Source organism: Variovorax sp. YR752, assembly GCF_943372545.1.
On record NZ_CALRZC010000232.1, the window covers coordinates 1 to 12869 of the forward strand.

Consider the following 12869-nt stretch of genomic DNA (forward strand, 5'->3'; position numbering starts at 1 on the left):
AGTTCGACCATGCGCTCGCGCAGGCGCGCGCCGGATGGCAGCCGATCCCGCGGCTGGCCCTGCCCGAGACGGCATGACCAACCCGCAGCGCGCCATGCCGGACGGGCTTGACCATTCGCGCCTGACCGCGCTGGTGGGCTACGCGGCCAGCCGCGCGGCGATCGAACTGCGGAAGGATTTCGCGCGCTCGCTCGGCCCGCTGGGCCTGAAGGTGGTGGACTACTCGATCATGGTCCTCGTCGACGCCAACCCCGATGTCAACCAGAAGCAGCTCGGTGCGGCGCTTGACGTCTCGGCGCCGAACATGGCGATCACGCTCGACCGGCTGGTCGAGCGTGGCTGGGTGGAGCGCGTGCGCAGCACGCAGGACCGCCGCGCCATGCTGAGCCACCTGACCGCGGCCGGCCGCGCGCTGGTGCGCCGCGCCGAGAAGATCGCGGCGACGATGGAGGAGGGTTCGCTGCACGTGCTCTCCGGCGCGGAGCGGGCGCTGCTCGTCGAACTGCTGCTCAAGGTCGGGCTGCATCAACCGGCGCGGCGGCGTGCCGCGCGCGCCGAAGCCATCTCAGGCTGAGTCTGCGGCGAGCAGGTGGGCCGCCACCGCGTCGGCCACGCCGGCGTCGTCGAGGATGCGACGGTGGCCCAGGCCGGTGAGCGGCGCGAGCCGCAGTGCCGGCGTCGCCTGGGCCAGGCGCTGGCTCGCGGCGAACGGCGCGACGCGGTCGCCCTCGTCGTGCAGCAGCAGCGTCGGTGCTGCGATCCGCGGGCCCAGCCAGGCGGGCTCGTACTGGTCCAGCGGCACGCCCTCGCGGCGTTCGATCTGTGAACGCATGCGCTCGCCGATGCGCGCTGGCAGGCCGAAGCTGCCGGCGAACCAGGCGATGAACTGCGCCGGCGGCGCCGAGGGGGCGATCAACGCCAGGCGCCGCACCGGCAGGCCGCGTGCCGCGGTATGCAGCGCCGCCAAGGCACCCAGTGAATGCGCGACCATGCCATGCAGCGGCCCGAGCCGCGCCGTGGCGGCGAAGATCGCCCGCGCAAACTGCGGCAGCGTGGCGCGCCAGCCGCCGCTCGCGCCATGCGCGGGCAGGTCGAGCAGGACCGGATCGAAGCCCTGCTCGGCGAGCGTGTCGGCCAGGCGTCGCATCTGGCCGGCGCTGCCCGCCCAGCCATGCACCAGCAGCACCAGCGGACGACCCGGGGCGATGTCCCGGCGCCGATGCGCGGCGAGGCGCACCCCTTCGAAGGCCCAGTGCGTCACCTGCCAAGGGGCGGGCAGGGGCCGGCGCGCGGCGAGCTTCCACGGCAGCGGCGTGAAGAACAGGCGCAGCGCGCCGCGCGTCGCCCAGGCCGGGGCGAGCCGGTCGGTCCAGCGCAGTGCGGCGCCGAGCGCACGCGCCGACGAACTGGCGGCGTAGAACGCAGCCGCCGGATTGGCGGCGGGGGAGGGTGAGCCGGCCATGGTCAGAACAGCACCAGGTCGTCGTTGCGGTCCGGTACCGCAGCCCACAGGCGCCACAGCGTGGCGCCTCCCGAAGCCACGGCCAGTGCCGCAGCGGCGATGACGATGGTCAGCATGAAACGATCTCCTTGTTCGCACGATCGTGCGAAATGTGGGTGCGGCTGGTGGCCGCGGGCTCGGGCGCGCGCTTCATGGCGTCCGGGGGGTCAGGGGCGCGCGCGGCGCGCGGGCGCCGGCAGCAGCGAAGCGATCAGCCGCTCGTAGGCGGCCCAGGCGCGGTCGGCAGCACGCGGGTCGCGCAGGAAGCGCGCCTCGCGCATCAGCGCGACGAACAGGCCGTCGAGTTCGTAGACGAGTTGATCGGCGTCGGTGTCTGGGTCCAGGTGGCCGGCCTCGATGGCCTGAAGCGCGGTGCGCTTGAGTGCGCCGCGCCACCGCCGCGTGCCTTCGAGCAGCAGGTCGCGCAGCGGGCCGTCGCGGTCGTCGAATTCGAAGGCGCCGGCGCAGTAGATGCAGCCGGTGCGGATCTCGACGTCGCGCGCGCGCTGCAGCCACAGCCGCATGATCGCGTTCAGCCGCGGCAGGCCGCGCGGCTCGCGCATCGCCGGCACGAACACGTCCTGCAGGAAGCGGCGGTCGTACTCCTCGATGACCGCCTTCTGCAGCGCCTCGCGCGAGCCGATGCGCGAGAACACGCCGCTCTTGGACAGGCCCAGGCGCTTGGCCACCTCGCCGATCGTCAGGCTCTCCAGCCCGTCGGCGGCGGCCATCTCGAGCGCGGTGTCGAGGATGGCCGCCAGCGTCAGCCCGCTGCGCTGCGTCTTCGCCTCGACCGTGATGGAGCCGTCCATGGACAGCAATTTAGCACGGTCGTGCGCAATTGCAAGCCGAGGCTCAGCTTTCCCACACCTCGCGGGCAGTCTCGACCACCAGCGCCAGCTTCTTGCGCTGGTCTTCCACCGCGATGTTGTTGCCGTGCACGGTGCTGGAGAAGCCGCATTGCGGCGACAGGCAGAGCTGGTCAAGCGGCGCGTACTTCGCGGCCTCGTCGATGCGGCGCTTCAGCGCGTCCTTGTCCTCGAGCTGGCCGAACTTGGTGGTCACCAGGCCGAGCACGACGATCTTGCCCTTGGGCAGGTAGCGCAGCGGGCGGAAGTCGCCCGAGCGCTCGTCGTCGTATTCGAGGAAGAAGGCGTCGAGGTTCATCTCGGCCAGCAGCGCCTCGGCCACCGGCTCGTAGTTGCCGGCGGCCGCGTGGGTGCTCTTGAAGTTGCCGCGGCACAGGTGCATCGCCAGCGTCATGCCGGCGGGCTTGCGCGCCACCACCTTGTTGATGAAGGTGGCGTAGCGGTGCGGCAGTTCGTTGGGGTCGTCGCCGCGCGAGCGGGCGGCCTCGCGCATCTTCTCGTCGCACAGGTAGGCGAGGTTGGTGTCGTCCATCTGCACGTAGCGGCAGCCGGCGTCGTACAGCGACTGCAGCTCCTCGCCGTAGGCCTTCGCGACGTCGTCATAGAACACCGGCTCGAGCTCGGGATAGGCCTCGCGGCTGATGCCGGCACGCCCGCCGCGGAAGTGCAGCATGGTCGGGCTGGGGATGGTCACCTTGGGCGTCAGGCCGGCGGCGACCTGGCTCTTCAGGTACTCGAAGTCGGCCTTCTGGATGTCCTTGACGTGTCTCACCTTGTCGATCACGCGGATCACCGGCGGCGCCAGCTCCTCGGTGCCGTCGGGCTTCTTCACGGTGACCGGGATGTCGGTCTTCACGCCGCCGAGCTGTTCGAGGAAGTCGATGTGGAAGTAGGTGCGGCGGAACTCGCCGTCGGTGATCGAATGCAGGCCGACGTCCTGCTGGAACTTGACGATCTCGGTGATCGCCCTGTCCTCCACCGCGCGCAGCTGCGCGGCATCGATCGTCTTCTTGACAAAGAACTGCTCGCGGGCCTCGAGCAGGTACTGCGGGCGCAGGAAACTGCCGACATGGTCGGCGCGGAACGGGGGCGTGGTGCGGGCGGTCATCGGCGTCTCCGGGGATGGCAATGGGCCGGAATCATAGGGCGGCACCACCGAACCGTTAAGCGGCTTAACCGATAGCGGATTGCGATAGCTGCTAGTGGATGATCCTCGTTGTGGCAGCCCCGACCGGCGGGCACGATCGCTCCGCACCATGGCATGCTGCGCGTCGCCTCGGGTATTCCCGCGAGCCACGGCCGCGACAGCCTAAGATCGCAGCCCCCTTCAGGAGACCGTCCCACCATGTACAAGCGCCACTTCCTGCATGCCCTGGCTGCCGCCGCGATGGCCGCTGGTCTGTCCGCGCCGGCCGCCGCCGCCGACACCGGCCCGATCAAGATCGGCCTGATCCTGCCGATGACCGGCCAGCAGGCCACCACCGGGCGCCAGATCGACGCGGCGGTGAAGCTCTACCTGGCGCAGAACGGCAACATGATCGCCGGCCGCAAGGTCGAGGTGATCGTCAAGGACGACGCCACCGTGCCCGACACCACGCGCCGCCTGGCGCAGGAACTGGTGGTGCAGGAGAAGGTCGTCGCGCTGGCCGGCTTCGGCATCACGCCGGCGGCGATGGCCACTGCGCCGATCGCCACGCAGAGCAAGACGCCGATGGTCGTGATGGCCGCCGCCACCTCGGCGATCACCGAGGCCTCTCCCTTCATCGTGCGCACCAGCTTCACGCTGCCGCAGGCGGCGGTGGCGATGGCCGAATGGGCCAACAAGAACAAGATCAAGAAGGTCGTGACGCTGGTGTCCGACTACGCGCCGGGCATCGACGCCGAGCGCTACTTCGCCGAGCGCATGGTGCTCAACGGCGGCACGGTGGTCGACAAGCTGCGCACGCCGCTGCGCAGCCCGGACTTCGCGCCGGTGCTGCAGAAGGTGCGTGATGCGGCACCCGAGGCGCTGTACGTGTTCCTGCCCTCGGGCCAGGGCGCCGCCTTCATGAAGCAGTTCGCCGAGCGCGGCCTGGACAAGGCCGGCATCCGCCTGATCGGCACCGGCGACATCACCGACGACGACCAGCTCAACGGCATGGGCGACGTGGCGCTGGGCGTGATCACCGCGCACCACTACGCGGCGAACCACAAGTCGGCGGCCAACCAGAAGTTCGTCGAGGCCTTCAAGAAGGCCAACAACGGCATGCGCCCGAACTTCATGGCGGTCGGCGGCTACGACGGCATCCGCGTCATCATGGAAGGCCTGAAGGCCACCAAGGGTCAGGGCGGCGAGGCGCTGCTGGCGGCGATGAAGGGCCAGATCTTCGAGAGCCCGCGCGGCCAGGTGCTGATCGACGCGCAGACACGCGACATCGTGCACGACATGTACTTCCGCAAGGTCGAGCGTGTCGGCGGCGAACTTCACAACGTGGAGTTCGATGCGATCAAGGCGATGAAGGATCCGGGCAAGCAGAAGTGACGGTCCCCTGACGCCTGCGGCGCCAGCCCCCCGAGGGGGCGCGCGCCGGGCTTGGGGCGGCCCGGCGCTCCGGCGCGCAGAGCGATCCGAACACCACTCTTGAACCCGCGATGTTGACTCTGCTATTCGACGGCATCGCCTACGGCATGCTGCTGTTCGTGCTCGCGGTCGGGCTGGCCGTGACGCTCGGGTTGATGAACTTCGTCAACCTGGCGCACGGTGCCTTCGCGATGGCGGGCGGCTACGTCACCGTGCTGCTGATGGAGCGCGCCGGCATTCCCTTCCTGGCGACGCTGCCGCTGGCCTTCCTGATCCCGGCCGCCCTCGGCGCCGTGGCCGAGCGCACGCTGTACCGGCCGATGTACAAGCGGCCGCACCTGGATCACGTGCTGTTCTCGATCGGCGTCGTCTTCATGACGGTGGCGGCGGTGGACTATGTGGTCGGCTCGCAGCAGCAGATCATCAAGCTGCCGGAGTTCCTTCAGGGCCGCTTCGAGATCGCCGGCGTCGGCATCGGCCGCTACCGCCTGTTCATCATCGCCGTCTGCCTGGTGCTGACGGCGGTCCTGCAGCTGATCCTGGCGCGCACGCGCTTCGGCAGCCGGCTGCGCGCCGCGGTCGACGATCCCCGGGTCGCCGCCGGCCTGGGCATCAACGTCAACCAGGTGTTCAGCGTCACCTTCGCGGTCGGTTCGGGCCTGGCGGGGCTCGGCGGTGCGCTGGGCGCCGAGGTGCTGGGCCTGGACCCGAGCTTCCCGCTCAAGTTCATGATCTATTTCCTCATCGTCGTCTCGGTCGGCGGCACGACGACGATCACCGGCCCGCTGCTGGCGGCGTTGCTGCTGGGCATCGCCGATGTGTTCGGCAAGTACTACGTGCCGCAGCTCGGCGCCTTCGTGGTCTACGCGCTGATGGTGGCGATCCTGTTCTGGCGCCCGCAGGGCCTGTTCGGACGGGCGGCGACCAGATGAGCACATCTGCCGTCTCGCTCGCAGCGGTGCGCCGCTGGAAGCCCTGGGAGATCGCCATCCTGGTGGCGCTGCCGCTGAGCTGGTTCGTCGCCGGCGAGCAGCATTCGTTGCTGGCCAACGAGATTGCCATCTTCGCGCTGTTCGCCGTCTCGCTCGACCTGATCCTCGGTTATGCCGGCATCGTCTCGCTCGGCCATGCCGCCTTCTTCGGCACTGGCGCGTACGCCGCGGCGCTGTTCGCCAAGCATGTGCATCCCGACCCGCTGGTCGGCCTGGCGGTGGCCATCGCGGCGACCACCGTGCTCGGCGCCGTCAGCAGCGTGCTGGTGATGCGCGGCTCCGACCTGGCGCGCCTGATGATCACGCTGGGTGTCGCGGCGCTGCTCTACGAGCTGGCCAACAAGCTCGACTTCACCGGCGGCGCCGACGGCCTGCAGGGCGTGGTGATGGGCTCGCTGCTCGGTCGTTTCGAGTTCGACCTCTACGGCCGCACTGCCTATGCCTACTCGCTGCTGGTGCTGGTGATCGGGCTGCTGATCGCGCGGCGCATCGTCAACTCGCCGTTCGGCTGGTCACTGCAGGCGATCCGCGACAACCGGTTGCGCGCCGCGGCGATCGGCCTGAACGTCGACGCGCGGCTGGGTGTGATCTACACCATCTCGGCGGCGATGGCCGGCGCGGCCGGCGGCCTGATGGCGCAGACCTCCGGCTTCGCCTCGCTCGACGGGCTGGACTTCCACCGCAGCGCCGACACCATGCTGATCGTCGTGATCGGCGGTGCCGGCTGGCTCTACGGCGGGCTGTTCGGTGCCATCGGCTTCAAGCTGCTGCACCACCTGCTGTCGACCTGGACGCCGCAGTACTGGACCTTCTGGCTCGGCCTGTTCCTGGTCGTCCTCGTCATGGTCGGCCGCGACCGGTTCTTCAAGCCGTGGACCTGGTTCAGGAAATGACAACCCCCGGCCTTCGGCGTACCGAAGTCCGCCCCCCGAGGGGGTGCGGGCCGGCTTGGGAGCGGCCCGGCGCTCGGCCCGCGACGCTATGACAACCGTCCTCGAAACCCGCAACCTGGTCAAGCGCTTCGGCGCCTTCGCCGCCACCAACGACGTCTCGCTGAAGGTCGAGAAGGGCGCGCGCCAGGCGCTGATCGGCCCGAACGGTGCCGGCAAGACGACGCTGATCAACCTGCTGACCGGCGTGCTCGAGCCGACCTCGGGCAGCGTGATCCTCGAAGGCGAGGACATCACGAAGCTCCCGTCGCATCAGCGTGTGCGCCGCGGCATCGTGCGCACCTTCCAGATCAACCAGCTGTTCAGCGAGCTGACGCCGCTGGAGTCGCTGGCGCTGACGGTGTCGAACCAGCTCGGCATCGCCGGCCGCATCTGGCAGGCGCTGGGTCGCGACGAACGTGTCGCGCAGCGCTGCGATCAGCTGCTGAAGCAGTTCCACCTCGACGACGTGCAGGACCAGAAGGTCGCGCTGCTCGCCTACGGCAAACGCCGCCAGCTCGAGATCGCCACGGCGCTGGCCTGCCGCCCGCGCGTGCTGCTGCTCGACGAGCCGGTGGCCGGCGTGCCGGAAGGCGAACGGCAGGAGATCTTCGACATCGTCAATGCGTTGCCCGCCGAGGTGACGGTGCTGCTGATCGAACACGACATGGACCTGGTCTTCAACTTCGCGCGGACCGTCTCGGTGCTGGTCAACGGCGCGCTGTTCGCCGAGGGCGACGTGAAGAGCATTGCCAACGACCCGCGCGTCAAGTCGGTGTACCTCGGGGAGGGCACGCCGCATGGCTGAACTTCTTCGCGTGGAGGGCCTGAAGTCCGGCTACGGCGAGGCCGTGGTCGTGCAGGGCATCGACCTGGTGCTGGAGAAGGGTGCCTCGCTCGCGCTGCTGGGCCGCAATGGCACCGGCAAGACGACGCTGCTGAACACCCTGGTCGGCGCGACGCGCCACCATGCCGGGCGCATCGTGCTTGACGGGCAGGACATCACCACGATGGCCTCGTTCAAGCGCGCGGCCGCCGGCATCGGCTGGGTGCCGCAGGAGCGCAATATCTTCAAGTCGCTGACCGTCGAGGAGAACCTCAGCGCGGTGGCGCGGCCGGGGCCGTGGACGGTGGCGCGCGCCTACGAGATGTTCCCGCGTCTCGAAGAACGCAAGGCCAATCTTGGCAACCAGCTCTCCGGCGGCGAGCAGCAGATGCTCGCGGTGGCGCGTGCGCTGGTGCTGAACCCGAAGCTGCTGCTGCTCGACGAGCCGCTGGAAGGCTTGGCGCCCATCATCGTCGAGGAGTTGCTGCGCTCCATCGGCCGCGTGGTGCGCGACGAAGGCATGTCGGCCATCATCGTCGAGCAGAACCCGAAGATGATCCTGCCGATCACGCAGACCGCGGTGGTGCTCGACCGCGGTGCGGTGGTGCACCGCGGCCAGAGCGAGTCGCTGCTCGCCGATCCGGCGACACTGGAGAAGTGGCTGGCCGTGGCCAGCCACTGAGCTCAACTCACAGCGGCAGGCCGACGTAGTTCTCCGCCATCGTCGTCGAGGCGGCGACCGAGTTCACCAGGTAGTCCAGTTCGGCGGCCTGCATCTTCTGGCCGAAGGCGCCGGTCTCCGGGAACTTGTGCATCAGGCTGGTGAACCACCACGAGAAGCGCTCGGCGCGCCAGATGCGGCGCAGGCAGCGCTGCGAGTAGCTGTCGATGCCGGCGCTGCTCTTGTCCTTGTAGTACTCGGCCAGCGCACCGCCGAGGTAGCTCACGTCGGTGGCCGCCAGGTTCAGCCCCTTGGCGCCGGTCGGCGGCACGATGTGCGCGGCGTCGCCGGCGAGGAACAGGCGGCCGAAGCGCATCGGCTCGGCAACGAAGCTGCGCAGCGGCGCGATGCTCTTCTCGATCGACGGGCCGGTCACCAGCGATTCGGCGGCCTCGGGGTCGAGGCGGCGGCGCAGTTCGTCCCAGAAGGCGTCGTCCGACCACTGCTCGACCTTGTCGTCCAGCGAGCACTGCACGTAGTGGCGGCTGCGTGTCGGCGAACGCATGCTGCACAGCGCGAAGCCGCGCTCGTGGTTCGAATAGATCAGCTCGTGGGCGACCGGCGGCGTGTCCGACAGGATGCCCAGCCAGCCGAACGGATAGACCCGCTCGAAGGTCTGGATCGCCGCGGCCGGCACGCTGGCGCGGCTGACACCGTGGTAGCCGTCGCAGCCGGCGATGAAGTCGCACTCGATCTCGTGGGTCGCGCCCTCCTTCTGGTAGCGCACGCGCGGCTTCGCGCCGTCGAAGTCGTGCAGGCTGACGTTGGCGGCCTCGTAGATCGTCGTCAGCCCCTTGGCGGCACGGTCGTCCATCAGGTCGCGCGTCACCTCGGTCTGGCCGTAGACCATCACCTGCTTGCCGCCGGTGAGCGTCTTCATGTCGATGCGGTGCCGCGCGCCGCCGAAGCACAGCTCGAAGCCACCGTGCACCAGGCCCTCGCGGTGCATGCGCGCACCGACGCCGACCTGATCCAGCAGGTCGACGCAGACCTGTTCGAGCACGCCGGCACGAATGCGGCCGAGCACGTAGTCCGGGCTCTTCGCCTCGAGGATCACGGCGTCGACGCCGGCCTGGGCCAGCAGCGCGCCGAGCAGCAGGCCCGAGGGGCCGGCGCCAATGATGGCAACCTGGGTCTTCATGGTGTCTGTCTCCTGTGGGTCGGTGTGGGGTCAGAGTTGCCGGCGCAGCGCCGCCTGGGTCTGGCGCAGCGCGGGAAGGCATTCGTCGACGAGCTGTTCTGCCGATCGCCGCGCGGCGTGCGCGCTGACGTTGATGGCGGCGAGCACCATGCCGTCGCTGCTTTCCAGCGGGACGGAGATCGTGCGCAGGCCGAGCTCCAGTTCCTGGTCGACGACGGCATAGCCCTGAGCACGAACGCGAACGATCTCGGCGCGCAGCCGCTCGGCGTCCGTGATCGTGTGCGGCGTGCGCGCCTCGAAGGTCCGGCCGGCGAGCCAGGCATCGAGCTGCGCCGGCGGCAGTGCCGCCAGCAGCACGCGGCCGTTGGCTGTGCACCAGGCCGGCACCCGTGTGCCTGGCTGCAAGGTGCTGGAGACGAGCTGGCCGGCGGTCAGCGCGGCGATGCAGATGACGTCGTCGCCGTCGAGCACGCCGGAGGACGACGCTTCCTTCAGCGCCGAGACGAGCCGGTGCAACTCCGGCTGCACCACGCGCGGCAGCCGGCCCGAGTGCATGTAGCTCTGCGCCAAGCGCAGCACCTTGGCCGAGAGCGACCAGCGCCCGCGTTCGCTGCGCACGTAGCCCAGGTGCTCGAGCGTGATCAGGTAGCGGCGTGCGGCGGCGCGCGTCAGCCCGCAGCGCTCGGCGACTTCGGTGACCGACAGCAGCGGCCGCTCCTGGTCGAAGGCGCAGATCACCGCCAGCCCCTTCTCCAGGCCGGCGATCAGGTCGCGCGCCTGGGGTGCCGGCCGGGAAGGCAGGTCGTCGTCTGGGCGGAGCGGGGCGAGCATGGCGGCAGCGGCGGAATGCCGGCCAATCTACCCGGAATCAAGCGCTGGAGTGCTGTTTGGCGAACTTCTGCGCGGTATTCGCGCACCCGGTCGCGTTATGCCTCCCGTCGGCGAGTCAGGTCGACAGGGTCTGGTCGTGCATCGCCGCCCGTGCGGATTCCTTCGACAGCTGCCAGGCCACGCCGCCGCCCAGGGCCAGCACGCTGCCGAGCAGCAGCAGCCAGGCCAGCGTGGCCACGGCGGCGCGCGGGCGCGTCACGCCGAAGGCGTGGCGGAAGGCGCCCCAGGCAACGATGCACCACAGCACCGTCATCAGCCAGGTCAGCGCGCCGGTGCCCAGGCCGGCCACCGCCGGGATCGCCTTCAGGCCCAGCGTGCCGGCGAGGGCGTCGCCGCCGGTCTGCGGTGCCAGGCGCGAGAAGCCGATCGCCTCGGCGAAGCTACCGAACCAGCCGGGGTCGTAGAAGCTGGCGCCGAAGCCGAACACCAGCGCGCCGCCGGCGGTGCCCAGCCAGGCGCCGCTGACCAGGTAGGCCATGATCAGCGTGACCTGCTGCAGCTCGATGCGCCGGCCGGCCAGCCGCCAGGCCAGCATCAGCGCCACCGACAGCAGCGTCGTCAGCACCAGGCCGGCGAGCACCAGCCCGAGCGTGCCGCCGACGAAACGCCGCGCCAGTTCGCCGATCGACGACGAGTCCGCCTGCAGCTGGAAGCCCAGCAGCACCAGCAGGCTGCCCACCGCCAGGCTGCCGAGCAGGAACACCAGCGCGCGCACATGGTCGATCGCCTGCCCGGTCTGCTGCTTGGCGATCATGCGCGTCGGGTGCGTGGCCAGCTCCAGCAGGCTGAGAGCGAAGCGGGCGCCGGAGCCGAACAACGGGGTCTGGCCCGGCATGTCGCCCATCGCCGGCCGCTCGGACTCGATCACGTAGCGCGTCTGCAGCGTGCGCATCAGCGTGTCGGTGTCGAAGTGCCAGCGCGACTCCGACAGCTCCATCGCGTTGATGCGCCACAGTTCGCCGATCGACTTCGGCAGCGTCTCGCGTGCCGGCATCTGCGCACCTTCCACCAGCACGGGAATGACCGGCACATGGGCCTGCAGCGCGGTCTCGATCTCCTGGCGCACGAAGTCGGTCGGCTGGTCGAGGCGGCGCTTGCCATCGCTGCCTTGCGCCGTCAGCCAGTCGGGGCCGATGATCGCCAGCATCACCGTCGAGGTGCTCACGGCGCGCCGGATGGCCTCGGTGAAGTCTTCGCCCGGGTTGAGCGACTGGTGGTCGCGGAACACTCGGCCGGGGCCGAAGTGCTCCTCGAGCCGGTCGGCCAGGCGGCCGGTGGCGCTGCTGCTGTCCTGGCGCCGGTAGGACAGGAAGATGTCGGTCATGGGCTGACCTCGCCGTGAAGTGTCAGACGAGCGTTGCCGGATCCACGTTCGCGCCGCACAGCACGAGGCAGATTCGCTGCCCTGCCTTGGCCTCGACAGCGCCGCTGCGCAGCGCCGCGAGCGGCAGGGCCGCGGCCGGCTCCACCGCGAGCTTCAGAGACTGCCACAGCCACTTCTGGGCGTCGAGGATGGTCTCATCCCGAAGAACGACGGACTGCAGGGGGTGGCGCTGCACCACGTCCCAGGCCAGCGCGCCGATGCGCCGGGCGCCGAGCGCGTCGGCAGCGATGCCGCCGACCTCGACGTCCACCGGCGTGCCGGCACCCAGCGCCGCATGCAGCGTCGGCGCACGTTCCGGCTCCAGCGCGACGATGCGCGTGCGGCCGGCGAACCACGACGCGATGCCGCCGACCAGCCCGCCGCCGCCGACGCTGACCAGCAGCGCATCGGGCACACCGGCCTGCTGCTCGATCTCGCGCGCCAGCGTGCCGGCACCGGCCAGCACTTCCGGCTGATCGTAAGCGTGGGTCATCAGCGCGCCGCTCTCGCGCTGGCGCTGCTGGCAGGCAGCGAAGGCGTCGGCATAAGCGGCGCCGGCGATCACGACGGTCGCACCGAGCCTCTCCAGGCGTTCGCGCTTGGCCGGCGAGATGACGGTGGGCACGAAGATCTCGGCTGGCACGCCGAGCGCCCGCGCCGCCGTCGCGGTGGCGATGCCGGCGTTGCCACCCGAGGCGGCGATCACGCCGGCCGCCGGAATGTCATTCGCGAGCAGCCGATTGAACATGCCGCGCGCCTTGAAGCTGCCCGAGACCTGCAACTGCTCGAGCTTCAGCCAGACCTCGAACTCGGCGCCCGGCAGGCCAAGCTCGCCGCTGCGCAGCACCCACAGCGGCGTGCGCCGCACGTGCGGCGCGATGCGCGCCGCCGCGGCCTCGATGTCGGCGGCCGGGATCACACCCGCTCGACGATCAGCGCGATGCCCTGGCCGACGCCGATGCACATCGTGCACAGCGCATAGCGGCCCTGGATGCGGTGCAACTGGTTGACCGCCGTGGTGACCAGCCGCGCGCCGCTGGCGCCCAGCGGGTGGCCGAGCGCAATCGCGCCGCCGT

13 protein-coding genes and 1 pseudogene are annotated in these 12869 nt (G+C 70.2%); 6 read left to right on the forward strand and 8 right to left on the reverse strand.

Annotated elements, in window-relative coordinates:
• The first annotated feature begins 73 nt into the window (after positions 1–73).
• Positions 74–574, forward strand: a complete 501-nt coding sequence (locus AAG801_RS34185) for a MarR family transcriptional regulator (protein ID WP_341892416.1) — start codon at positions 74–76, stop codon at positions 572–574.
• On the opposite strand, the gene AAG801_RS34190 is transcribed toward AAG801_RS34185, so the two are convergent.
• From AAG801_RS34190 to AAG801_RS34200, 3 genes are all read right to left on the reverse strand, one after another.
• Positions 566–1462: an alpha/beta fold hydrolase gene (locus AAG801_RS34190; protein WP_341892417.1), complete on the reverse strand. Its 897-nt coding sequence runs from the start codon at positions 1460–1462 to the stop codon at positions 566–568. The two genes, AAG801_RS34185 and AAG801_RS34190, sit on opposite strands and share 9 nt — an antisense overlap.
• A 206-nt stretch (positions 1463–1668) precedes the next feature.
• Positions 1669–2313 carry a TetR/AcrR family transcriptional regulator gene (locus tag AAG801_RS34195; RefSeq protein WP_341892418.1) on the reverse strand — a complete coding sequence of 215 codons (645 nt, stop codon included), beginning with the start codon at positions 2311–2313 and terminating at the stop codon, positions 1669–1671.
• Positions 2314–2356: 43 nt separating this feature from the next.
• The gene (locus tag AAG801_RS34200) at positions 2357–3478 is read right to left on the reverse strand and encodes a 5-methyltetrahydropteroyltriglutamate--homocysteine S-methyltransferase (RefSeq protein ID WP_341892419.1); all 1122 of its coding nucleotides are present in this window, start codon (positions 3476–3478) and stop codon (positions 2357–2359) included.
• Between the two features lie 237 nt (positions 3479–3715).
• On the opposite strand from AAG801_RS34200, the gene AAG801_RS34205 reads away from it, so the two are divergent.
• The 5 genes from AAG801_RS34205 (at position 3716) to AAG801_RS34225 (ending at position 8359) form a co-directional block, all read left to right on the forward strand.
• Entirely contained in the window at positions 3716–4891 is a 1176-nt protein-coding gene (locus AAG801_RS34205) for an ABC transporter substrate-binding protein (RefSeq protein WP_341892420.1), read from the forward strand.
• Positions 4892–5001: 110 nt separating this feature from the next.
• Positions 5002–5862, forward strand: coding sequence for a branched-chain amino acid ABC transporter permease (locus tag AAG801_RS34210; RefSeq protein ID WP_341892421.1), 861 nt, complete (start codon positions 5002–5004; stop codon positions 5860–5862).
• A complete protein-coding gene (locus AAG801_RS34215; protein ID WP_341892422.1) occupies positions 5859–6815 on the forward strand; it encodes a branched-chain amino acid ABC transporter permease in 957 nt (318 codons plus the stop codon). The genes AAG801_RS34210 and AAG801_RS34215 overlap by 4 nt, the downstream gene beginning before the upstream one ends.
• A gap of 88 nt (positions 6816–6903) precedes the next feature.
• Positions 6904–7659 (forward strand): ABC transporter ATP-binding protein, encoded by a 756-nt coding sequence (locus AAG801_RS34220; protein WP_341892423.1) that lies wholly within the window; start codon positions 6904–6906, stop codon positions 7657–7659.
• Positions 7652–8359 carry an ABC transporter ATP-binding protein gene (locus AAG801_RS34225; RefSeq protein ID WP_341892424.1) on the forward strand — a complete coding sequence of 236 codons (708 nt, stop codon included), beginning with the start codon at positions 7652–7654 and terminating at the stop codon, positions 8357–8359. The genes AAG801_RS34220 and AAG801_RS34225 overlap by 8 nt, the downstream gene beginning before the upstream one ends.
• 7 nt (positions 8360–8366) lie before the next feature.
• Here the strand turns inward: AAG801_RS34225 and pobA are convergent, their stop codons facing one another.
• The 5 genes and pseudogenes from pobA to AAG801_RS34250 all read right to left on the reverse strand — a co-directional run.
• Positions 8367–9539 carry a 4-hydroxybenzoate 3-monooxygenase gene (gene pobA, locus AAG801_RS34230; RefSeq protein WP_341892425.1) on the reverse strand — a complete coding sequence of 391 codons (1173 nt, stop codon included), beginning with the start codon at positions 9537–9539 and terminating at the stop codon, positions 8367–8369.
• A gap of 30 nt (positions 9540–9569) precedes the next feature.
• On the reverse strand, positions 9570–10370 hold the full coding sequence (locus tag AAG801_RS34235) for an IclR family transcriptional regulator C-terminal domain-containing protein (RefSeq protein ID WP_341892426.1): 801 nt from the start codon (positions 10368–10370) through the stop codon (positions 9570–9572).
• A gap of 115 nt (positions 10371–10485) precedes the next feature.
• The gene (locus AAG801_RS34240) at positions 10486–11754 is read right to left on the reverse strand and encodes a toll/interleukin-1 receptor domain-containing protein (protein WP_341892427.1); all 1269 of its coding nucleotides are present in this window, start codon (positions 11752–11754) and stop codon (positions 10486–10488) included.
• 22 nt (positions 11755–11776) lie between these two features.
• Positions 11777–12712: a threonine/serine dehydratase gene (locus AAG801_RS34245; RefSeq protein WP_341892428.1), complete on the reverse strand. Its 936-nt coding sequence runs from the start codon at positions 12710–12712 to the stop codon at positions 11777–11779.
• Positions 12709–12869 (reverse strand): annotated as a pseudogene (locus AAG801_RS34250) (3-oxoadipyl-CoA thiolase); the annotation flags it as partial. The gene AAG801_RS34245 and the pseudogene AAG801_RS34250, both read right to left, overlap by 4 nt.